General features: G+C 60.7%; 19 protein-coding genes and 3 tRNA genes. 9 read left to right on the top strand and 13 right to left on the bottom strand.

What is annotated here, in order from left to right:
• Positions 1-30: 30 nt before the first annotated feature.
• The 3 genes from BLP10_RS11460 (at position 31) to BLP10_RS11450 (ending at position 2,534) form a co-directional block, all read left to right on the top strand.
• A complete protein-coding gene (locus BLP10_RS11460) occupies positions 31-525 on the top strand; it encodes a hypothetical protein (protein WP_091135043.1) in 495 nt (164 codons plus the stop codon).
• Positions 526-535: 10 nt separating this feature from the next.
• A complete protein-coding gene (locus BLP10_RS11455; RefSeq protein WP_210183619.1) occupies positions 536-2,140 on the top strand; it encodes an N-acyl-D-amino-acid deacylase family protein in 1,605 nt (534 codons plus the stop codon).
• 130 nt (positions 2,141-2,270) lie between these two features.
• A complete protein-coding gene (locus tag BLP10_RS11450; RefSeq protein WP_091134504.1) occupies positions 2,271-2,534 on the top strand; it encodes a hypothetical protein in 264 nt (87 codons plus the stop codon).
• A gap of 2 nt (positions 2,535-2,536) precedes the next feature.
• Here the strand turns inward: BLP10_RS11450 and rnk are convergent, their stop codons facing one another.
• Positions 2,537-2,956, bottom strand: a complete 420-nt coding sequence (gene rnk, locus BLP10_RS11445) for a nucleoside diphosphate kinase regulator (protein ID WP_091134503.1) — start codon at positions 2,954-2,956, stop codon at positions 2,537-2,539.
• A gap of 677 nt (positions 2,957-3,633) precedes the next feature.
• Positions 3,634-5,007 carry an aminotransferase-like domain-containing protein gene (locus tag BLP10_RS11435; protein WP_091134499.1) on the bottom strand — a complete coding sequence of 458 codons (1,374 nt, stop codon included), beginning with the start codon at positions 5,005-5,007 and terminating at the stop codon, positions 3,634-3,636.
• A gap of 207 nt (positions 5,008-5,214) precedes the next feature.
• Here BLP10_RS11435 and BLP10_RS11430 point away from each other — a divergent pair, with 207 nt between their 5' ends.
• The 3 genes from BLP10_RS11430 (at position 5,215) to BLP10_RS11420 (ending at position 6,742) form a co-directional block, all read left to right on the top strand.
• A complete protein-coding gene (locus tag BLP10_RS11430; protein WP_091134497.1) occupies positions 5,215-5,622 on the top strand; it encodes a DUF983 domain-containing protein in 408 nt (135 codons plus the stop codon).
• 80 nt (positions 5,623-5,702) lie between these two features.
• Positions 5,703-6,191: a YbaK/EbsC family protein gene (locus BLP10_RS11425; RefSeq protein ID WP_091134495.1), complete on the top strand. Its 489-nt coding sequence runs from the start codon at positions 5,703-5,705 to the stop codon at positions 6,189-6,191.
• A 317-nt stretch (positions 6,192-6,508) separates the two neighbouring features.
• Positions 6,509-6,742, top strand: a complete 234-nt coding sequence (locus BLP10_RS11420; protein ID WP_091134493.1) for a hypothetical protein — start codon at positions 6,509-6,511, stop codon at positions 6,740-6,742.
• A gap of 46 nt (positions 6,743-6,788) precedes the next feature.
• On the opposite strand, the gene BLP10_RS23170 is transcribed toward BLP10_RS11420, so the two are convergent.
• Entirely contained in the window at positions 6,789-6,926 is a 138-nt protein-coding gene (locus BLP10_RS23170; RefSeq protein ID WP_175493888.1) for a hypothetical protein, read from the bottom strand.
• 242 nt (positions 6,927-7,168) lie between these two features.
• On the opposite strand from BLP10_RS23170, the gene BLP10_RS11415 reads away from it, so the two are divergent.
• Positions 7,169-7,246 (top strand) — tRNA-Pro (locus BLP10_RS11415).
• A gap of 341 nt (positions 7,247-7,587) precedes the next feature.
• Here BLP10_RS11415 and BLP10_RS11410 read toward each other — a convergent pair.
• The 9 genes from BLP10_RS11410 to BLP10_RS11370 all read right to left on the bottom strand — a co-directional run bounded on the left by BLP10_RS11410 (position 7,588) and on the right by BLP10_RS11370 (position 17,363).
• Complete coding sequence (locus BLP10_RS11410) at positions 7,588-8,613, bottom strand: hypothetical protein (protein WP_091134491.1); 1,026 nt, start codon at positions 8,611-8,613, stop codon at positions 7,588-7,590.
• Positions 8,614-8,625: 12 nt separating this feature from the next.
• Positions 8,626-9,999 carry an MBOAT family O-acyltransferase gene (locus BLP10_RS11405; RefSeq protein ID WP_091134489.1) on the bottom strand — a complete coding sequence of 458 codons (1,374 nt, stop codon included), beginning with the start codon at positions 9,997-9,999 and terminating at the stop codon, positions 8,626-8,628.
• A gap of 237 nt (positions 10,000-10,236) precedes the next feature.
• A tRNA-Val gene (locus tag BLP10_RS11400) sits at positions 10,237-10,312 on the bottom strand.
• Between the two features lie 157 nt (positions 10,313-10,469).
• Positions 10,470-10,748: an HU family DNA-binding protein gene (locus BLP10_RS11395; protein ID WP_091134487.1), complete on the bottom strand. Its 279-nt coding sequence runs from the start codon at positions 10,746-10,748 to the stop codon at positions 10,470-10,472.
• A 197-nt stretch (positions 10,749-10,945) separates the two neighbouring features.
• Positions 10,946-13,372, bottom strand: a complete 2,427-nt coding sequence (gene lon / locus BLP10_RS11390; protein ID WP_091134485.1) for an endopeptidase La — start codon at positions 13,370-13,372, stop codon at positions 10,946-10,948.
• A gap of 227 nt (positions 13,373-13,599) precedes the next feature.
• Positions 13,600-14,868: an ATP-dependent Clp protease ATP-binding subunit ClpX gene (gene clpX, locus BLP10_RS11385; RefSeq protein WP_091134484.1), complete on the bottom strand. Its 1,269-nt coding sequence runs from the start codon at positions 14,866-14,868 to the stop codon at positions 13,600-13,602.
• A 226-nt stretch (positions 14,869-15,094) separates the two neighbouring features.
• On the bottom strand, positions 15,095-15,727 hold the full coding sequence (locus tag BLP10_RS11380) for an ATP-dependent Clp protease proteolytic subunit (RefSeq protein ID WP_091134482.1): 633 nt from the start codon (positions 15,725-15,727) through the stop codon (positions 15,095-15,097).
• A 78-nt stretch (positions 15,728-15,805) separates the two neighbouring features.
• Entirely contained in the window at positions 15,806-17,167 is a 1,362-nt protein-coding gene (gene tig, locus BLP10_RS11375; protein WP_091134479.1) for a trigger factor, read from the bottom strand.
• 111 nt (positions 17,168-17,278) lie between these two features.
• Positions 17,279-17,363, bottom strand: a tRNA-Leu gene (locus tag BLP10_RS11370).
• Between the two features lie 241 nt (positions 17,364-17,604).
• Between BLP10_RS11370 and BLP10_RS11365 the strand changes: the two genes are divergently transcribed.
• Positions 17,605-18,093, top strand: a complete 489-nt coding sequence (locus BLP10_RS11365; protein ID WP_091135039.1) for a DUF421 domain-containing protein — start codon at positions 17,605-17,607, stop codon at positions 18,091-18,093.
• An 83-nt stretch (positions 18,094-18,176) separates the two neighbouring features.
• On the top strand, positions 18,177-19,523 hold the full coding sequence (locus tag BLP10_RS11360; RefSeq protein ID WP_091134478.1) for a multicopper oxidase family protein: 1,347 nt from the start codon (positions 18,177-18,179) through the stop codon (positions 19,521-19,523).
• Here BLP10_RS11360 and BLP10_RS11355 read toward each other — a convergent pair.
• A complete protein-coding gene (locus BLP10_RS11355; protein WP_091134476.1) occupies positions 19,516-21,000 on the bottom strand; it encodes an NAD(P)H-hydrate dehydratase in 1,485 nt (494 codons plus the stop codon). The genes BLP10_RS11360 and BLP10_RS11355 overlap by 8 nt on opposite strands.
• Between the last annotated feature and the right edge of the window lie 97 nt (positions 21,001-21,097).

The following is a 21,097-nucleotide window of genomic DNA, read 5'->3' as shown; positions in this document are numbered from 1 at the left end:
TCATTTTCATTTTCTGGAGACCCCATCGTGATATCCCACACCCAAAACCCCTTCTCCGAGACCGATCCGGATCGCCGCGAAATCTGGACCATGCTGGTCGAGCGCGACATCGACGCTTTCCTCGCCGCGGATTGGTCCATGGTGGATTCCGATTTCCGCCGCGAAGGCTTCATCGGGCTTCACGCGCACAAGTCGGAGCTGCCCGATAGCTGGCGTCTCGATTTCCCGAATCTGGAAACCTACCGCGACGAGTGGCTGCGGCAGGCGAAGGCTTCGCGGGCGGTTGAATACGACGAGCCAGTCCGCGACGCCCTGTTTCGCGCCACGAACATGCGCGACATCGATCTGAGGGACGATACCGCCGTCTGCCACAAGAAATTCGACGGGACCATCGCTTTGAAGGGCGGCGGTGTCGAGGTTCTCAGCTGGCAGACCCTCTATTTCTGCGCCCGCATCGACGGACGCTGGAAGATCACCGGCTTTGTCGGCTACATGCCGTTCCCGATGGGCAAGCCCCGGGTCTGATCAGGGAAAGATGATGACGCGAAGCTGGATCATCCGAAATGCTCGGATCATCGATGGCACCGGAGCCCCCTGGTTCCGGGGCGATGTGCATGTAGTCAATGGCAGAATTGCCGGCGTCGGCGCTAATCTGAAAGCGGACGCAAGCGCGACCGTCGTCGATGCCCAGGACCACTATCTTGCGCCCGGCTTCATCGATGCCCATTGCCACGACGACCTGATCTGCCTGCGTGATCCTGACAGACCTGAAAAGGCACTGCAGGGTGTCACGACCGTCGTTGTCGGAAATTGCAGCTTCTCGCTCTACCCTGCACGCGGGCAGTCGCGAGAGGATCTGCGCAAGCACTTCTCGGGCCTGCTCGGCCAGACGGCTCCGGAAGAGATCTTCGACGATTTTGGCGATTACCGTGAGCGGCTTCACCAAGGCGTTGCAATCAACGTCGTCTCGCTGGTGGGCCACGCGGCCCTGCGCCTAGCTGTCATGGGCTATGAACGCCGTGCCGCGACGCCTGACGAGATCGCCTCCATGGAGGCGCTGCTCGACAAGCAACTCGCACAGGGCGCCATCGGATTGTCTCTTGGCCTGGTTTACCCGCCAAGCGCCTTCGCCGCTCTCGACGAGATGGTGGTGCTCGCGAAAGTGGTGAAAGCCCATGGACGGCTGATGACGGCGCATGTGCGCAGCTACGAGGATGGGCTTGTTGCCTCCATTGAGGAGTTTATCGAAATCCTCCGGCAATCCGGCGCGGCCGGTCTCCTGTCGCATCTGCAATCGGCGGGACGTCCGAATTGGGGCCAGATTCCACGCGCCTTGGAAACCCTGGAGACGGCGCGGCAGGAAGGCGTCGACATAAGCTTCGACATGTACCCCTATCCTGCCGGCAGCACGTATCTTCTGCAGCTGCTGCCGCCTGCCTCTCTCGAAGGCGGTCTCGATCAGCTCAAGAAGCGGCTGCGCGATCCCGAGGTCGGCCCCGTATTGCGCCGCTGGGTGGAAAACGGAGGCCCGGCTTTTCACGGTCAGAGCAAGCTGTCCCTGATCGGTTGGGAGAATGTGCGCATTTCCGGTGTCAACAATCCGTCGCTGAAAGCGCTGGAGGGATTGGACATGCGTCAGGCTGCCGAGCGCGAGAAGATAGAACCCTACGATCTTCTCATCCGCTTGGTGGAGGAGGACGAAGGACAGACCGGTATCATTCTCTTTCAGCTCGACGAGAACGATCTCCATGCCGCCTGCTGCCACCGGCTGCACATGGTGGGATCGGACGGACTGCCCCGGCCCGGAACCAAGCCGCATCCACGCGCATTCGGAACCTTCCCGCGTATCGTAGGCCCCTTGCGCCGGGACAAGGGCTGGTTCTCCATCGAGGACGCCGTGCGGCGCATGACGTCCATTGCAGCGCAGCGTTTCTCCTTGCAGGATCGAGGCATCGTGCGGCCCGACATGACAGCCGACCTTGTGCTCTTCGAGGAAGGCGTGACCGATAGGGCCACTTTCGACGAATCCACTCTTCTTCCCTCTGGCATCACCCATGTCTGGGTGAATGGAGAGGCTATCGTAAGCGATGGCGCGCCTACGGGAGCGCGTCCGGGGCGCATGCTGCCGCTTTTCAAGTGAAATAGAGTTCGGCTCAGCCTGCAGGGATCACGGACAATTGCACGCCGGCGGTTTTGACCCTCGGTGCAGTCCACCCTACATTTGAAGACTTCACAAGAATCATTGCTGGCTTCGAACATAGGGGACGCCGATGCAGCGCGTCATTGCATATTTTTCAATCGTTTTGATGGGCGCCGCCGTTTCCGGAGGCGCATTCGCAGCAGACGGAACGCGTTCGCAGCACCAGAACTGGATGCAGAAGCTGGAGACGCCGGGCGGCACCCTTCCGGGATCGTTCGAGGTGCTGATGCAACCTGACGGTTCTCAGCTTGCCCCCGCAGGAACGACGGTTCAACATCGTTCCTGGATCAAGAAGCGGGAAATACTGGACAGCAGCCCGGCCCTTCCGCTGTAGCGCTACTCTTCAACGGCGGCTGGCTCGCGCACCTGGATGACGGTCAGCCGCTTCGTGTCGCCATTGCGCGTCGTCCAATCGATCGACTTTCCGACCGGCAAGCCGATCAAGGCAGTCCCGATGGGGGTCAGCACAGAGATTCTGCCTTTGGCGATATCGGCCTCATTTGGATAAACGAGCGTCACCGTCTGCACCCGCCCGCTCACATCGTCGCGAAACTCAACTTCGCGCCCCATGCAAACCGTATCGACCGAATGCTTTCCCTTAGGCAGAACATGCGCGCGGTCGAGCTCATCGGCGAGCTCTGCAGCAATCTCCGGCATGGTGTGCGAGGCTGCATCAGCAAGCGCTGACAGCTTCTCATGGTCCATGGCTGTCAGAGTGATGCGAGGCTTGAGCCTGCTTGTGGTTTTCTTGGTCATTTCAAATCTCGCCGTTGTTGAGGACGTGGAGGCAGATCACGCTGCGCTCGGTCCCGGATCATCGTCCTTGGGTTGAGGTGGCTCTTGCGGCTTCTGTCGTGGAACGAACCGGATGATTTTGGCATCGGGCTGCTCTGCATCCTGTGGCAGAGGCTCCTGTGGACGCTCATCCGAGGAACGGTGGATGACACCATATCCCGGTTCCTGAGCGCGCTTCTGAATGAGCGCCGATCTCAGGATCTGCGCCAGGAAGGCTGATGAGGGTTGTGATCCTTCCGAACGCGCATGGTCGCGCAGCGGATCACATGACGCATTTGCTGGATAAAAGGGCTTAGGCTCCGCCCTGCGGAGCACGAAGTCGATGAATTGTTGAAGCATGTCGCCGCTCGGATGCCATGCACCCGGCCTCAAGATTCCGATGGTTTACGTATCTTGAACCGCCCCGAGCTCGGGGCGCGATATGCGCGTTGAGCTCGGGGCTAATTGCCCGCGATGAGATTACCGGAGCGGTGAAGACCGCGAGGGAATGAAACGAAGCTCAACATGATACTTCGATGCTTGTCCAGAACGCCGCGTTTGTCAAATCACCGGCTCGTGACGCGCTGGGAATAAGGGAAAACCTACCTGACGAATGCGCCGTCAAGCTCGAAGGCGACCGCTTTTCAGAAATGCAATGGTTACACAATCGAGGATAGGGTGCTGGGACCATGGGAAAGGACGGTTGCCAGCACCTTGAGGCCGCGCTCCAGAACGGCATGGCTCTGAGCAGCCCCAAGAGAGAGGCGGATCGCATCCGGCGCTGGCCCTACGGCAAAAGCCTCGCTCGGCACCAAGGCAAGGCCCGATTGCCGCGCATGTATATTGAGATCGGCCCTCCGCCAGCGCTCAGGCAGGGTAAGCCAGATATGATGTCCCTCTGGATTGGCCTGAAACTCAAGGCCTTGGAGAATCCGGCGCGCGATGGACTGACGGACGGCGCTCTCCCGCCGAATGGCCGTTGTGATGGCGTCCAGCGTGCCGTCGATGATCCATTTCGAAGCCAGGGCCGACATGAGGGGCGGCATCATGAGAGCCATCGCTCGGATCTCCGCCGCAAGGCGCAGCGTATCGGACAAACCCGGCGTGACCACATAGGCCGTGCGCAAAGCGGGGGTGACGCACTTGGACAGGGTGGCGATGTGCCACGTGATCTCGGGGGCGAGCGCAGCAATAGGCATTGGGGCTTGGGCAGGAAGAACGCCATAGGCGTCGTCCTCGACGATCGCAATTCCATTGCGAAGCGCGACCTCCGCCACCATTTCACGCCGCTTGTGAGACATTGTGAAAGTGGTGGGGTTGTGAATGGTCGGAACGCAATAAACTGCCCTCAGCGCCTCGCGCTGGCAGAGTTCCTCCAGGGCAGCGGGAACTAGCCCCTCCTCGTCCATCGCCACCGGGACCAGCCTCACTTTGAGCTGCTCGGCAATGGCTCGAAGCCCCGGATAGGTGAGACCGGGAACGCAGATCGCTTCGCCGGGCTGGGCCAAGATACGCACGATGGCATAGAGCGCCGTCTGAGCCCCGCCGGTCACCACGATGCGATCGATTGCAGTCTCCCCTAACCTTGGCAGAAGCCATTGGGCAGCGGCAATCCGATCCGGCCTTGCGCCGACGCTCTCCTGGTAATGCAGGTGAAGAAGTCCCTGCGGCGATGAGAGAACACTTGCGATTCCATCCTGGATTCGCTCTTGCAGCTTCGCTTCCTCAGGCTGAGGAGGCATGTTCATGCTCAAGTCGACAATGGGCGCTTCGGAGGATGCGATGATCTCCGGCCTTCGCATCTTTCCGCTGACGAAGCTTCCCCGCCCCGTGTTGGCCTCGATCAATCCCATTCGCCGCGCTTCGTTGAAGGCACGGGTCACTGTCGTGAGATCCACCCCCAATTCTTTCGCCAGCAGGCGCTGCGGCGGGAGACGATAACCTGGTGCAAGACGGCCGGACCTGATGTCGGCCGACAAAGCCTCGGCGATAGCCAAATATTTGGGGCCGCTCCCCGCCTCGATCCGAGGCATCCAGGACAACACGCTTCCTTGACCTTCTTGTCTTGCAAATGTATGGCTCATTGACGACATACATCATAAGCGGCGGGGCTGTGCCAAACGTACTTTGACACAAATTTGCTGAGCCCTATGGAAAGAAAGCTATCGTCGTTTGTATGGACTGTCAATCCATACAAGTCTGAGCGCCCTGGGAGAATAGGGCTACCGGAAGGATCCGAGATGACCGAGAAAGCCACCGCGAAGGAAACCATCCTCAAGAACGGCCTCCTGTGCCGTTGCCCGCGCTGTGGCAAGGGGCGTCTGTTCAACGGCTTTCTGAAGCTGGCTCCGCGCTGTGACGTCTGCGGCCTCGACTACTCCTTCGCCGACCCGGCTGACGGCCCCGCTTTCTTCGTCATGATCATCATGGGCATCCCCGCCGCGGGGTTTGGCGTTTGGATCGAGGTTACATGGGAACCCTCTTTCTGGATCCATGTGCTCACCTCTCTGCCGTTCCTCTTGCTGACCTGCATCCCGCCAATCCGACCGGCCAAGGGCATGCTGGTCGCGAGCCAGTATTTCCATAAGGCAGAGGAAGGCCGCTTCGCGGTTCCGAAGAAAGAGCTCGTGAGCCGGGCAGAGCCATAAGTCATTGTCCCGCCTTCCCTTCACTGCCGCACCTTGTGTATTCCTGCATGCGATTCCGCCCATCGAGGAGTTCGTGACCAATGAGCCTTGAATCCGTTCGCGCCTTTTTCTCCAAGAACGCACCGGACATCGAGATCATCGAGATGAAGACGAGCACCGCGACGGTCACACAGGCTGCGGAAGCTCATGGCGTCGAGCCGGGCCGCATCGCCAAGACTCTGTCCCTGCGTGTGGGCGAGCGCAGCTTCCTCGTCGTCACCAGAGGCGATGCCCGCCTCGACAACCGCAAAGTGAAGGCAGCCTTCGGCGGGAAAGCATCGATGCTGGACGCTGAGCAGGTCCATTCCCTGACCGGACACCCGGTTGGAGGCGTTTGCCCTTTCGGCCTCGCAACGCCCCTGCCCGTCTATTGCGACATCTCCCTGAAAGCGTTCGATGAGGTTGTGCCTGCGGCCGGCTCCATCCATACGGCTGTCCGCATCGGCCCCGAGCGGATGGCGGCGCTCGTAGGAGCGGATTGGGTCGACGTCTGCCAGGAAGCCTCGGCAAAATCCGAGCCGGCGGGTTAAGCTTAAGCACTATTGCTTAACGTTTCGGAAACTGGTTAATGCGACGTTATGACCGGACCCGAAAGACATCCAGGAAATGATGCCCTCGCGAAGATCTGCGATCTTCTCGTGCTGATTATCGGCATCGGCCTGTTGAGCCTGGCCTTCAACGTCGTTCACATCTGAACACAGGCGGCTCGGCGGGCATTTCCCCTGAAATCCACTGTTTTTTAACGGCTGAAAGCTAGAAAAACGGCAATTAACGGGTTGCTTGCAGTCCCAGCGGCAATTAGCAAAGCCCATACGATTTCGACCACAACCACTTCGGAGGAGCCTGAATGCCCCACGAAGCGTATTGCGTTGCGTATCGCGACAAGCGCTGGTCCGTACTTCATCGGGGCCGGGATCTCGGTGCATTCTACTTTCGCACCAACGCCCTGAAATTCGCCGTCACCTCCGCCTATCGGAGCGGCGCTGACGCGGATCATGCGGTCTATGTCCTGGACCGCAATGGCGCCCTCTACACGGCCTGGAATTGGGATCGAGACTATATCAGCGTCGACGCCGACTAATCCGCTCGCAATCTGAACGGATCAAGGCCCAGAATCGACTGCAATTTCATTCCGGCGCGAAGGCGGCCTTGAAGGATTTCAATTCCATCCGCTGCTCACGGCCAAGGCTCAGGATCTTCAGAACGGGCGGCGCAATCAGGCCGGCTAGCGAAACGACGACTGCGCAGGTCAAGAACGTTGCCATAGAAATCCCCCTCTTCAATCGAGCAGACGAATCCCCCTGCCCGCGAAGGAGATTGCGGCGGCAGGCTTGCGGGAAGCTTGCAGCGCCAAATGATCGGAGAGGAACTCCCGTCCATAAGCTCGACATCAGAGATGGCTTATCCCCCCGGATGTGTATTTCAGCGCCGTTTCGCCGCGAAAGTGCATTTCAGGGGTTGCGAACCGGCCCTTCCGAAGCTAATTGACACAAGCCGTTCAAGGCGTCGGAGCGTAGCGCAGCCCGGTTAGCGCACTAGTCTGGGGGACTAGGGGTCGGAGGTTCAAATCCTCTCGCTCCGACCATTCTTTCTCTTGGTTGACCAAGAGCTTAAGCGGAGCCGCCTTTCGGGCGGCTTTTTCTTTTGCGGCTCCCTGGCAGGCATTTCCTGCAATCCAGACTATTTCCCTTATCCGCATCCACATTCTCACGCTCATCGAAGAGCATCGAAGCGTGGATCCTACAGCTCAAAAAAATTCCCGCCCCACGGATCGTGGAGCGGGTCAGTCACAGAGGAGTCTCGGGAGGAACCTGTTCTCAACTCTAGACTTGCTCGCTTGTTGCAGACATGCGGCATTCCAACACAACTTTTTTGAAAACCTGAGCCCCATACGCTCATAGCGCATAGCTCAAGAAAGGCGCGGGCTCACAGACGTCGCACCGGCAGATCGCTCCCGCTAGTCTGCACGCGCCGCAGCGCCACGATGAGAGCTTCCTCAAACCGGTCGGCGAGTGCGCGGCGGATATGAATCTGGTCGATGAAGAGATTGGTATCCTTGAACTCTGGGCGGTCATCCCACCAATCGACAAGCATCGTTCCCGGACGCCGCGCAGCAATATCGTGGAACCGCTTTCGGCATGCCTGAATGGATGCGTACCGAGGCGTTCCGGGAGCAGGCTGCAAAGCCGAGAAAACCGGCGGCATGGCCAGAATGACCGTCGTGTCGGCTGGAAGCGTTTTCAACTGCGCTTCCAAAGCATCGGCTCCGGGAAACGGGTCCACGACGTTCCCACTCCGGTCATCGGCCTTGGCGAACAGCAATTCCCGCCTCCGGGCCGGGTTTCTCATGAGCGGTTCGTACATGGGCTCGTAATCCCAGAAGCCGTCATCGCTGGTAACCTTGGTGCTCCGACTCGTCGTGAAGCTCCGGGCTGCCTGCTCAAGGCTGCTGAGGCGAACAAGACCCTGCAGATACTCCATCGTTGACCGGCTATAGAGCCAAACCTGGAAAGGCTTCTCGGTCGGCAGATTAGGATCGCGGGTGCACCAGGTGCCCCGATCGATGGTCATGATAACGGCTTCGGTTCTGCCCTGATGATGCCGGGCGAACCAATCGAGCATCGTCAGCTGGCCGCGAACCGGGGCGGCGGGCATGGAAAGCTGCGCGAACGGGATGCCCGTCTGCTCGGTCAGCCGAGCGGGCCGGATCAGGGCAATGGTGGAATTGCCGATGATGGCTCCGGTGAATTTCGGGTTTCGCCCGACGCTGGCCGTCGCATCGCCGGTCCTCTGCCCCTTGAGCCACGGCTCTCGCGCCAGGGGGGATCGGCCGGTGTCGTAGGGATCGATGAGGTAGAGCGCAGCAACGACGAATACGAAGAAGGCAATCGTCGAACAGACGCCCCAGACCGCAACCCGACGCCACGCGTGCTCTGAATGTTCAGTCGCCATGATCGGCCCGTCCTAGAATTGGAAATAGATGAATTCGTAATTGACCGCGTCCCCGATCTGCAGGAGCACGGCGGTGCCGATGGCGGCAAACCCTACCGCTATCCAGCGCCGGGGCGGCAGGCGCTGAACTGCGAGCCAGGTGGTTGGGCCGAGACATGCGACAGCGGCTGCGATGGCAATGCTCCGCCATTTGAAGGTCTCGCCCAGCGTGGTGACGCCGATGAGGCCCTCAAAAATGTTCCCGGCGGCTTCGAAGCTGGTCGCTCGGAACAACACCCATGTCAGCGCCACGAACAGGAAGGTCAGGGCCCAGCCTGCCGGCTTCGGCATGCTCAATCCACCCTTGCGCCAGAGGACGCCGATGCAGAGCGCCAGACCGTGCGCAAGGCCCCAGGCGATGAACGTCAGCCCTGCCCCATGCCAGAGGCCTCCCAGCGTCATGGTCGCGACGAGGGCCGCGAATTGAACGCTTATTCCATTCCGGCTGCCGCCGAGCGGAATGTACAGGTAATCGCGCAAAAAGCGGGAGAGCGTCATGTGCCAGCGCCGCCAGAAATCCTGGAGCGAGGTCGAAGCATAAGGCCTGTCGAAATTCGGCGGCAGGACGATACCGAACATCAGCGCCATGCCGAGCGCCATGTCGGTGTAGCCGGAAAAGTCGAAGTAGATCTGGAATGTGAAGCCGAGCGTCGCCTGCCATGCCTCGAAGAACGAGATCGCCTTGCCAGCGGCAGCGCTGGCGAAAACCGGGTCTACATAGGCGGCCAGGGGATCGCTGATGAAAACCTTCTTCACGAGACCCAAGGTGAGAAGCATGAGACCACGCGCAAAGCGCTGCGCCGCATCCGGCCGCAGATAGGGGCGCTCTTCGAGCTGATGCATGATCTCGCTCCACCGGACGAGCGGACCTGCGAGAACCTGCGGGAAGAAAGCGATGTAGAGGCCGTATCGGACGAGATCGTAGCGAGGCGCCCGCCCTGCCCTCAGGTCCGTGAGATACATGATGTGGTGAAAGGTGAAGAACGAAATGCCGAGCGGCAGCGCCAGATCCCACCTCGCGATTGCGGTGCCCGGGATGAGGTTGATGATATCCGCGAAGAAATTGAAATACTTGAAGAACCCGAGCAGCGCGAGGTTCGCGACAATGGCAGCAGGGATCAGAAAATTGCGGCGGCTTTGCAGAAAGGCTTGGGCAACGAGCCAGTTGACGACGATGGAGCCCGCCAGCAGCGGCACGAAGCGCACATCCCAGTATCCGTAAAAGACAATGGACATGGCGAGAAGCAACGGGAGACGGACGGATGGCCAGAATCGCTCTGCAAGCCAATGCAGGATTAATGCGGCTGGAAGAAACCCCAGGAGAAACGCGAACGAATTAAATAGCATTGCGCAACTTTGTTATTATTGCACTGTCGCTGTACTTCAACATGACAGAACGATACTTCACCCTTTTCAGGCTTCTTTACCCTGACGCAAAGCTCGTCAAGTAAGCGGAAGTACCGTGCTAGTAATTCACTTCAGCTGAGGGAATTTTGCCACGGAGGCATCACCCAGGCGCGAAGGGAGAGCCCCTGGGTTGGCTTTTGCCAGGGATCCGAGAAAGATCGCGCTCAAGAGAGAAAATGGTGGGCGGTGAGGGGATCGAACCCCCGACCTGCGGTGTGTAAAACCGATGCTCTACCAGCTGAGCTAACCGCCCTACTCGCGTGCCCTTCGGAATCGTTCGCCGAAGGGAGCGTGCGTCATATCAGATGCTGCAGATGTTTCCAGCCCTAATACGCTTCACATAAAAAGAGAGGGCCAACAACGCAAGCGGTGTTGGCCCTCTATTCAAAGCGAATGCTGCTGAAAAGCGCTTACTTCGCGTTGACGGCTTCCTTCAGGCCCGCGCCGGCGCGGAACTTCGGGGTCTTCGAGGCCGGAACCTTCACCTTCTCGCCAGTGCGCGGGTTACGGGCTTCACCGGCAGCGCGGTTGGTCACCACGAACGTGCCGAAGCCGACGATCTTCACTTCGTCGCCATTCTTCAGAGCGCCGGTGATCGCCTCGATGGCGGCGTCGATCGCCTCACCAGCCTGGCCACGAGAAAGACCGACCTTGTCGGCGACGGCCGCAACGAGCTCGCCTTTATTCATATTCATATCCTCCAGTGATCGCGGTGACAGCAAGTTATGTAGTATCACCGCTTCAGGGAGAATTCGTGTGACCTAAAGCTGGACCGTAAGCAAGCCCTAAAACGCCGGACTTTGGCCACTTTCCGCCATTTCGCACCAAAAAAGCCCCCGGATTTGCCATCCGGGGGCCTGATTCTCGCTAACGTAGCGTCAGCTTGTTAGTGCGCGACCACTCCAGCTGCATCGTCCTCAACGGCAGGCTTGGGGCCCTTGAGTACCGAGGCCTCATCCCATTCGATGGGCTCGGGCATGCGCACGAGAGCGTGCTGAAGCACCTGGTCCATGGTGGAGACCGGCACGATCTCAAGGCCGTTCTTCACGCTTGCCGGGATGTCGACCAGATCCTTGGCGTTCTCCTCGGGGATCAAGACCTTCTTGATGCCACCGCGAAGGGCCGCCAGGAGCTTTTCCTTCAGCCCGCCGATGGGTAGCACCCTGCCCCGCAGCGTGACCTCGCCCGTCATGGCGATATCGCGGCGAACCGGGATACCCGTGATGACGGAGACGATGGCGGTCGCCATGGCGATACCGGCGGACGGACCATCCTTGGGCGTTGCGCCTTCCGGCACGTGCACGTGGATGTCACGACGGTCGAACAGCGGAGGCTCGACGCCGAAGGCAACCGCACGGGAGCGAACGTAGGACGCCGCAGCCGAAATCGATTCCTTCATCACGTCACGCAGGTTGCCGGTGACGGTCATCTTGCCCTTGCCCGGCATGCCGATGCCTTCGATGGTGAGCAGCTCGCCGCCCACCTCGGTCCAGGCAAGACCGGTGACCGTGCCGACCGAATCCTCCGTCTCGGCTTCGCCGTAGCGGAAGCGCGGGGGACCGAGGAAGTCCGGCAGATTGGCCGTGGTGACCTCGACCGACGGCACCTTGGAGATGAGAATCTCCTTTACCGCCTTGCGAACGAGATTGTTGATCTCGCGCTCGAGGTTACGCACGCCCGCCTCGCGGGTGTAGCGGCGGACCAGCATGAGGAGGGCCTCATCGTCGATCTTCCACTCCTTCTCCGCCAGACCATGCTTCTGCATGGACGACGGAATGAGGTGCGTACGGGCGATCTCGGCCTTCTCTTCCTCGGTGTAACCCGCGATGCGGATCACTTCCATACGGTCGAGAAGCGGGCCGGGAATGTTGAGCGTGTTGGCCGTCGTCACGAACATCACGTTGGAGAGATCGTAGTCGACCTCCAGGTAATGATCGTTGAACGTGTTGTTCTGCTCAGGGTCGAGAACCTCAAGCAACGCCGCTGAAGGATCGCCGCGGAAGTCCATGCCCATCTTGTCGATCTCGTCGAGCAGGATGAGAGGGTTGGACGTCTTGGCCTTGCGCATCGACTGGATGATCTTGCCGGGCATCGAGCCGATATAGGTGCGACGGTGACCGCGGATCTCGGACTCGTCACGGACGCCGCCGAGCGACATGCGCACGAACTCGCGACCGGTCGCCTTGGCGATCGACTTGCCGAGCGAGGTCTTACCCACGCCAGGAGGGCCGACGAGGCAGAGGATCGGGCCTGTGAGCTTGTTGGCGCGCTGCTGCACGGCCAAGTACTCGACGATGCGCTCCTTGACCTTGTCCAGACCGTAGTGATCCGAATCCAGGACATCCTGGGCGGCCTTCAGGTCCTTCTTCATCTTCGAGCGGCGGCCCCACGGAATTCCGAGCAGCCAGTCGAGATAATTGCGGACGACGGTCGCTTCCGCGGACATGGGCGACATCTGACGCAGCTTCTTCAGCTCGCCGAGGGCCTTTTCGCGGGCTTCCTTCGTGAACTTGGTCTTTTCGATCTTCTCTTCGAGCTCGGCCAACTCGTCGCGACCTTCGTCGTCGCCGAGCTCCTTCTGGATCGCCTTCATCTGCTCGTTGAGATAATACTCGCGCTGCGTTTTCTCCATCTGACGCTTCACGCGGGTGCGGATGCGCTTCTCGACCTGCAGGACGGAGATCTCGCTCTCCATCATGCCGAGCACCTTCTCCAGGCGCTGCGCGACGGTCGGCGTTTCAAGGATTGCCTGCTTGTCGGCAATCTTGATGGCGAGGTGCGAAGCAATCGTGTCGGCGAGCTTTGCGGGCTCGTCGATCTGCGCCACGGCGGAGACAACCTCCGGCGAAACCTTCTTGTTGAGCTTCACGTAGTTTTCGAACTCAGCCACCACCGAGCGGGCAAGCGCCTCCGCCTCGATCTGGTCGCCAAGGGAATCCGGCAGCACTTCGGCTTCGGCTTCGTAATATTCGTCTGTGCGGGTGTAGTTCTTGACCTCCGCGCGGCTTGCGCCCTCGACAAGCACCTTCACGGTGCCGTCGGGCAGCTTCAGGAGCTGCAGCACGTTGGCGAGCGTACCAACCTTGTAAATCGCGTCAGCGGCCGGATCATCGTCCGTCGCATCGATCTGCGTTGCCAGCAGGATGTGACGGTCGTTCTTCACCACCTCCTCAAGCGCCCGGATCGACTTTTCGCGGCCGACGAAGAGCGGCACGATCATGTGCGGGAAGACGACGATGTCGCGCAGAGGCAGAACCGCATAGGTTCCGGTCGAGCCTGGGATGACAGGCTGACGAGGCTTCGACTGTGTCATGAGACAACATCCTTATTTATGCGTCCGGGAGGCCCCTTGAATAAGCTGGTTCTCGGACGGGATACCGGAATGCTCAGGCTGTTTTTATGGGCTGCATCCGGTACGCGGCGCCATCCCTCGGGGAATGAGCGGAAAGCCACCGCGCAAGAAATTATGTGGCGTTGCGGAGCCCCTGTTTCAAGAACCGACCCCGCAACGCTGCCAATCATGGGTATCCCCAAATCGTCTTAGGCGCTGGCGCTCGCAGTCTGCTCGCTGCGGTCGCCATGGATGAAGAGAGGCTTGGCCTTGCCCTCCACCACTTCGGGGCCGATCACCACCTGCTCGACGGAATCGAGGCCCGGCAGATCGTACATGGTCTCCAGGAGAATGCCCTCCATGATGGAGCGCAGGCCGCGGGCGCCGGTCTTCCGCTCGATCGCCTTCTTGGCAATGAGCGTCAGAGCCTCGTCCTGGAACGTCAGGGAGACGTTCTCCATCTCGAAGAGACGCTGGTACTGCTTGACCAGGGCGTTCTTCGGCTCCTGCAGAATGGTCTTCAGGGCATCGACGTCGAGATCCTCGAGCGTGGCCAGAACCGGCAGGCGGCCGACGAATTCGGGGATGAGGCCGAATTTCAGCAGGTCCTCAGGCTCCACCTCGCGGAAGATTTCTCCCGTACGGCGGTCGTCCGGGGAGCTCACGCTCGCCCCGAAGCCGATGGATGTGCCCTTGCCGCGACCGGCGATGATGCGCTCGAGGCCCGCGAAGGCGCCGCCGCAGATGAACAGGATGTTGGTCGTGTCCACCTGCAGGAACTCCTGCTGCGGGTGTTTGCGGCCACCCTGCGGAGGCACGGAGGCAACGGTGCCTTCCATGATCTTCAGGAGAGCCTGCTGAACGCCCTCACCCGATACATCGCGGGTGATCGAAGGGTTGTCGGACTTGCGGGAGATCTTGTCGATCTCGTCGATGTAAACGATGCCGCGCTGCGCACGCTCGACGTTGTAGTCGGAAGCCTGAAGCAGCTTGAGAATGATGTTCTCGACATCCTCGCCCACATAGCCTGCCTCGGTCAGCGTCGTGGCATCGGCCATGGTGAAGGGCACGTCCAGGATGCGGGCAAGCGTCTGCGCGAGCAGGGTCTTACCCGAGCCGGTCGGACCGATCAGCAGGATGTTGGACTTCGCCAGCTCCACGTCGTTGTGCTTCGTCGCGTGGGCCAGGCGCTTGTAATGGTTGTGGACCGCCACCGAGAGCACCTTCTTGGCGTGCTCCTGGCCGATCACGTAATCATCCAGAACGCGGCTGATTTCCTTCGGGGTGGGCACGCCATCCCGGGACTTCACGAGGGAGGATTTCGACTCCTCGCGGATGATGTCCATGCAGAGCTCGACGCATTCATCGCAGATGAAAACCGTCGGGCCAGCGATCAGCTTGCGAACCTCGTGCTGGCTCTTGCCGCAGAATGAGCAGTACAGCGTGCTCTTGGAGTCGTTGCCGCCAGCCTTGGTCATTATCACATCTCCAATCCGTGCCGGGGCGGCCCCTTTGCCGGCCCTGCACCCTTTAACTTATGAGCGCCGGGCCTAATGAAAGGTTCCGACACCAACAATTTACTTAGCCAAATCGCCTCGTCTCCCGAATCCATATGCAATCACGGTGAAGGCGCGTGATCAATAGAAACGGGGTTACTGGTTAAAAAGACGCACCTGGGGAGAATTTTTCCCCAGGTTTTAAGGATTAGGCCGGGGTAGCAACCGGTTCTGGGCGCTTCTCGATCACCTGGTCGATGAGGCCGAATTCACGGGCGGCTTCCGCCGTCATGAAGTTGTCGCGCTCAAGGGCCCGCTCGATCTCTTCGTAGTTGCGGCCGGTATGGCCCACATAGATCTCGTTGAGACGGCGCTTGAGGGCTTCGCTCTCGCGGGCGTGGATCATGATGTCCGTGACCTGACCCTGGTAACCGCCGGAGGGCTGGTGAACCATGATTCGGGCGTTCGGGAGCGCGAAGCGCATGCCCTTCTCGCCGGCGGTCAGGAGAAGCGATCCCATCGATGCGGCCTGACCGACGCAAAGCGTCGAAACCGGGCAGCGGATGAACTGCATGGTATCGTAGATCGACAGGCCGGACGTCACGACGCCGCCGGGCGAGTTGATGTAGAAGGAGATTTCCTTCTTCGGGTTCTCGGCCTCAAGGAAGAGAAGCTGCGCCACGATGAGCGAAGCCGAATAATCTTCGACCGGACCCGTCAGGAAGATAATCCGCTCGCGCAGAAGGCGCGAGTAGATGTCGAAGGCGCGCTCGCCGCGGTTCGACTGCTCGACCACCATGGGAACGAGCGTGTTGTTATAGAGCGCTACCGGATCTCTCATTGTCTCACTGCTCCAAAGCGGCCGCGCGAAATGCGCGGCCGTCTGATTAATGCAAGGCAGCGAGTGCTTGAGAAAGCGTTACTCGCCCTTGCTGGCGTTGTTATCGTCCTCGTCGCTGAAGAGTGCTTCCTTGGAAACCGTCTCTTCAGTCACCTTCACCTGGGAGAGGATCTGGTCGACGACTTTCTCCTCGAACAGAGGAGCCCGGATTTCAGCTAGAGCCTGCGGGTTCTTTTGGTAGAACTCCCAAACCTGCCGCTCCTGGCCGGGGTACTGGCGGACCCGCTCGATGAGGGCCTGAGTCACCTCGTCGTCGGAGATCTTGATATCGGACTTCTCGCCGATCTGCGCAAGGACCAAGCCGAGACGAACGCGGCGCTCGGCGATCTTGCGATAATCCGCCTTGGCCTGCTCTTCGGTGGTGTCCTCGTCAGCGAAGGTGCGGCCGTTCGACTTCATGTCGGCCTCGACCTGCGACCACACGGCATTGAACTCCTGCTCGACCAGGGTCGGCGGCAGCTCGAAGCTGTACTTGGCGTCGAGAGCGTCCAGGAGATCCTTCTTCACCTTGCGGCGGGACTGGGTGTCGAAGTCGCGCTTGATGGCGTCGCGGATGGCTTCCTTGAGCTTGTCCAGGGTTTCCATTCCGAAGCCCTTGGCCATCTCGTCGTCGATCTTCAGCTCGCCGGGAGCTTCGACTTCCTTCACGGTCACGTCGAACTCGGCGGCCTTGCCGGCGAGATGAGCAGCCATGTAGTTCTCAGGGAAGGAGACCTTCACGAGCTTGGTGTCGCCAGCCTTCAGGCCGACAAGCTGCTCCTCGAAGCCGGGGATGAAGGTGTTGGAGCCGAGCTCCACGCGGATGTCCTGGCCCGCGCCGCCTTCGAACTCGGTGCCGTCGATGCGGCCCACGAAGTCAACGACCACGCGGTCGCCATCGGCGGAAGCGCCTTCCTTCTTGTCGAAGGAGCGATTCTGCTTGGCCATGCGCTCGAGCGACTCGTTGACTTCCGTCTCGGAGACTTCAACGACCGGCTTCTTCACGCTCACGTCGGACAGGTCGGCCAGCTCGAATTCCGGCAGGACTTCGAGAGCGACGGTGAAAGCCAGATCGCCCTTGGCGTCCATGGCCTTCTCGATGGTGTCCTTGTCCTCGGGGAACTGGACCTGCGGCTCATGGGCGAGCTTCAGGCCGTTGTCCTCGACGATCTTGCGGTTGGCCTCGTTCACGGCGTTCTGGAGAACGTCGGACATGACGGAGCGGCCATAGACCTTGCGCAGGTGCGCGGCAGGCACCTTGCCGGGGCGGAAGCCATTGAGGCGCACGCGACCCTTGATATTGTCCAGCTCTGTGTTCAGGCGCTGCTCCAACTCGGTGGCCGGGAGCACGACCTTGAACTCTCGCTTCAAGCCTTGGGACAGTGTTTCCGTCACCTGCATTGTTCTATTCGCCTTCGTTCACTTAAGAAAAATCGATGTTAGGCTCCGGCCGATGCGGCGAAAGTGCCGTCAACCAGTTTGCCAGGAGCCTCCGGACCCAATCCTGACGATTGGTGCGGGCGGAGGGAGTCGAACCCCCACGACTTGCGTCGCTGGAACCTAAATCCAGTGCGTCTACCAGTTCCGCCACGCCCGCCTGGGAGCAGCACGATATACGCGCCCCTCTTCCGGGACGCGGCTCTATAGCATGCTTGGCGCAGCATGCATCAAAAAAGTTCGTGTGGAGCACTCCGGCAACCAAACTTGGCCGTTGGTCGTTAAACCCTTAGGCCGCCAGCCGCATTGGCATCGCCGGGAGCGGCCTCCGGCTCCATCCCCGCCGGGGTCCCTGCCCCGGGAACCTTCGAAGCGGCTACCGGCATCGAATGGAGACAAGCTTGACCGACACGTTCGGGCTTACGAAACCGCTCTGGGAGATCGTTCTCAGGGGAAGCGTGGCTTATGTGGCGCTCATCATCCTCGTGCGTGTCATTCCAAAGCGCAATGCAGGGCATATCTCACCCAACGACATGCTCACCCTGATCGTTGTCGGCAGCCTGGCGACCAATGCCATCGTGGGCGGCTCGACCTCCGTGAGCGATATCCTGCTGATGATCGGATTGGTCCTGGGCTGGGCTTATGTGTTCGACGTGATTGAATATCGTGTACCTTTCCTCCGCAATTTGTTGCGGGATCGCCAGACGATTCTCATCGATCGCGGCCGCATGGTCCGGCGAAACATGAGGCGGGAGCTGGTGACGGAAGAGGAACTCATGGCCGTTCTGCGAAAGCAAGGCATCACCGAACTTTCACTGGTCCGGTCCGCCTGCCTGGAGGCGGACGGCGAGATCAGCGTGATCACAGAGCCGGAAGAGAGAGAAAAGTAGCCGCCTCTGCAAAGACCAATAGACCACCTGGAACGGCGGCTTCGGACGATCCAGATTCCCCAATACATCAGGACCAAGACCTTATGATCACCCGCCGCGCAGCCACCGCAGGCATTGCAACCACCCTGATCGGCTTGGCTGGACGGGCCGCGGCCCAGAGCACGCAAGCCTCTCCGGAATCCCCGACGGGCTCCGGCAAAGGGCATCTTGCGGCTCGCCCCACTCCTCAACGTCTCCAGCCCGACGCGGCGAGGGATGCCGAGGTTTGGGCTTTCAATGGGGCGCTTGACGAGGCCACGCGCATTAAGCATGGGCAGGAGCTTGCCTTCATCCTGAAGAACGAAACCTCCCTTCCGCTTTCCCTGCATTGTCATGGCGTTCGCGCCCCCAATGCCATGGACGGCGCCGGTGGTTTGACACAGGAGCCGGTCCTTCCCGGAAAGGATCACGAATACCGGTTCACCCCACCCGACCCCGGCACCTTCCTGATCCGCCCCTGCGTCCTGGGCGGAAGTGCCGAGCCAACGGAACGTGGGTTGACGCGCATGCTAATCGTCGAGGAGGCCAGCCCGCCTCAGGTCGATCAGGACATCGCTCTCCTCATCGACGATTGGGCGCTCGCCGATGACGGCAGCCTCGTTCTTTCCCAGCCTACCCCCGCCGGGCGTCTGGGCAGTTTTCTGACCATCAACGGAAAGGCCACGCCGCAGCCGATCAAAGCCCGCCCGGGCGGCCGCCTCCGCCTGCGTCTCGCTAATGCCTGCAATGCCCGGATCATGCGCCTGCGCTTCGATGGGTTGAAGGCTTATGTGATCACTGTCGACGGGCAGCCTTCCGCTACTTTCGAGCCGTTGAAGGCCACCCTGCCCTTCGCGCCCGGCAACCGCTATGATCTATTGGTCGACTTACCTCCGGAGGGTGGCCAGACGGGCACGGTGATGGCCATGATCGGCAACGGCTTTCCTCTCGTAGAGATCATGACGGAGGGCGACAGGCGAGAACCTCTGCCTGACATCACTCCGCTGCCACCCAACCCTAAACTGCCCGAAATCATCCGGCTTCAAAACGCCACCCGCAAGGATGTGACGATCAAGGGCGATCCGGGAACGAAATCTCCCTGGGGAATCAACGGCGCTGCAGGCGATGTCTCGACGCCGCTCGTCAAGGTCAAGCGCGGAACGCCTGTTGTGCTGACGTTGAAGAACGAGACCACCTTCGTCCAGCCCATGCATCTGCACGGCCACTCCTTCCGCCTGCTCCATGCCCTCGACGACGGCTGGGAGCCCTATTGGCTCGACACGTTACAGGTAGCCGAGAACAAGACGGTCCGGATTGCCTTCGTCGCCGACAACCCGGGCAAATGGCTTCTCGCCTCGACGGTTGCGGAGAGGTTCGATGCGGACCTCTGGAGCTGGATCGAGGTTACGTGAGGAGCTTGCGCAGGACACCCGGGATCAACTCGGCCAGATCCTCCGCGATCAATCCCGGGCCGAAACTGGCGCCAGCCTCCCCATGGATCCACACCCCGGCGCAGGCTGCCTCAAAGGCGGGCAGGCCTTGAGCCATAAGGCCCGCAATGATGCCGCACAGCGTATCGCCGGATCCGGCAGTGCCGAGATAAGGCGTTCCGTTCGCATTGATGGCGGCCCGTCCGTCCGGTGCCGCAATCACCGTATCCGGCCCCTTCAGCACCAGCACCGCACCGGTATAGGCAGCGGCGCGATGCGCGCGTTCAATTTTCGATTCAGGATCAATGATATCCGGGTGCCCCTTGAACAATCGCATGAACTCGCCATCGTGGGGCGTCAACACAGTCGGCGCATGCCGGAAGGCTTGATGGACCTCCGTGGCCAGCCCCTCGAAAGATGTCAGCGCATCCGCATCGAGCACGAGGCTGCGGCGGGCATGAGCCGCTACGGCCACCATGGCCCGGGTGCCTGAGTGAACACCGAGAGCGGGCCCCAGCACGAGAGAGTTCAGCCGCTCATCCTGCAGAATATGATGGAGCCCCTCCGGCCCGTCGCAGCCGCGCAGCATGATGGCGGTCAGATGAGCCGCATTCACGCCGAGAGCCTCCGGCGGAGACGCCACGGTGACGAGCCCAGACCCGGTCCGTAAGGCAGCCCGCGCCGCAAGCCGGGCAGCGCCGGTCCGGGTCGCGCCGCCTGAAAGCACAAGGGTGTGGCCACGATCGTATTTGTGGGACGAGAGCTCCGGCCTAGGCAACTTGTCGAGCCATAAGGAAGGCGTGTTGGCAAACAGCCTCCCGCTAGTTGCCTCAAGCGTTTCCCGGGCGATGCCGATATCCGCGATCTCGACATCCCCGCAATAGGCTCGTCCCGGCATGAGCAGGTGGCAAGGCTTGCGCGCGGCGAAAGTGATTGTGCGGTTGGCCTTCACCGCAACACCTCTGACCTGCCCTGTATCGCCGTCGATTCCCGACGACAGATCCACGGCGAGAATCGGCTTGCCAGAGGCGTTCATCCGCTCGACGGCGATGCGGGCGACGCCCTCCAGATCCCTTGCGAGGCCGGTGCCGAACAGGGCATCGACGATCAGGTCCGCCTCATCGAAGGCAAGGCTGTCGATGGGCACGACCGGCCCCTTCCAATCCCTGGCGGCCAGAACCGCATCGCCCGAGAGCTGCTCGACGCGGCCCAGCAAGCCAAGAGAAATCCGATAGCCCTGCCCGGCGAGAAGCGCCGCCACGACGAACCCATCGCCGCCGTTCTGCCCCGGCCCGGCGGCGATGACCACATGCGCCTCTTTCATGAGCATTTTCGCGGCAGCTTCAGCAACCGCTCGCCCTGCACGGCGCATGAGCTCGATGCCAGGAATCCCTGAAGCGACGGTCAAACCATCGGCTTGCTTCATTTGTTGGGGTCGAAGGATGAGTTCAGGGTGCATCCAAGGCCTCAAAATGATCCCTCAGAGCACCTTTGCCGCGCAAATCCGCACATGCACAAACTTTGAGCAGCAAGTGCTCTCCAGAGGTGCAATTCTG

Source organism: Microvirga guangxiensis, from assembly GCF_900102135.1.
Taxonomy (GTDB): Bacteria; Pseudomonadota; Alphaproteobacteria; order Rhizobiales; family Beijerinckiaceae; genus Microvirga; species Microvirga guangxiensis.
Note: the sequence above shows the minus strand (reverse complement) of the source record. Positions and strands in the feature narration are given on the sequence as shown.

Coding starts and splice junctions, on each gene's coding strand:
- BLP10_RS11455 (WP_210183619.1), top strand. CDS start 536: ATGATGACGCGAAGCTGGATCATCCGAAATGCTCGGATCATCGATGGC.
- BLP10_RS11450 (WP_091134504.1), top strand. CDS start 2,271: ATGCAGCGCGTCATTGCATATTTTTCAATCGTTTTGATGGGCGCCGCC.
- rnk (WP_091134503.1), bottom strand. CDS start 2,956: ATGACCAAGAAAACCACAAGCAGGCTCAAGCCTCGCATCACTCTGACA.
- BLP10_RS11435 (WP_091134499.1), bottom strand. CDS start 5,007: ATGCCTCGGATCGAGGCGGGGAGCGGCCCCAAATATTTGGCTATCGCC.
- BLP10_RS11430 (WP_091134497.1), top strand. CDS start 5,215: ATGACCGAGAAAGCCACCGCGAAGGAAACCATCCTCAAGAACGGCCTC.
- BLP10_RS11425 (WP_091134495.1), top strand. CDS start 5,703: ATGAGCCTTGAATCCGTTCGCGCCTTTTTCTCCAAGAACGCACCGGAC.
- BLP10_RS11420 (WP_091134493.1), top strand. CDS start 6,509: ATGCCCCACGAAGCGTATTGCGTTGCGTATCGCGACAAGCGCTGGTCC.
- BLP10_RS23170 (WP_175493888.1), bottom strand. CDS start 6,926: ATGGCAACGTTCTTGACCTGCGCAGTCGTCGTTTCGCTAGCCGGCCTG.
- BLP10_RS11410 (WP_091134491.1), bottom strand. CDS start 8,613: ATGGCGACTGAACATTCAGAGCACGCGTGGCGTCGGGTTGCGGTCTGG.
- BLP10_RS11405 (WP_091134489.1), bottom strand. CDS start 9,999: ATGCTATTTAATTCGTTCGCGTTTCTCCTGGGGTTTCTTCCAGCCGCA.
- BLP10_RS11395 (WP_091134487.1), bottom strand. CDS start 10,748: ATGAATAAAGGCGAGCTCGTTGCGGCCGTCGCCGACAAGGTCGGTCTT.
- lon (WP_091134485.1), bottom strand. CDS start 13,372: ATGACACAGTCGAAGCCTCGTCAGCCTGTCATCCCAGGCTCGACCGGA.
- clpX (WP_091134484.1), bottom strand. CDS start 14,868: ATGACCAAGGCTGGCGGCAACGACTCCAAGAGCACGCTGTACTGCTCA.
- BLP10_RS11380 (WP_091134482.1), bottom strand. CDS start 15,727: ATGAGAGATCCGGTAGCGCTCTATAACAACACGCTCGTTCCCATGGTG.
- tig (WP_091134479.1), bottom strand. CDS start 17,167: ATGCAGGTGACGGAAACACTGTCCCAAGGCTTGAAGCGAGAGTTCAAG.
- BLP10_RS11360 (WP_091134478.1), top strand. CDS start 18,177: ATGATCACCCGCCGCGCAGCCACCGCAGGCATTGCAACCACCCTGATC.
- BLP10_RS11355 (WP_091134476.1), bottom strand. CDS start 21,000: ATGCACCCTGAACTCATCCTTCGACCCCAACAAATGAAGCAAGCCGAT.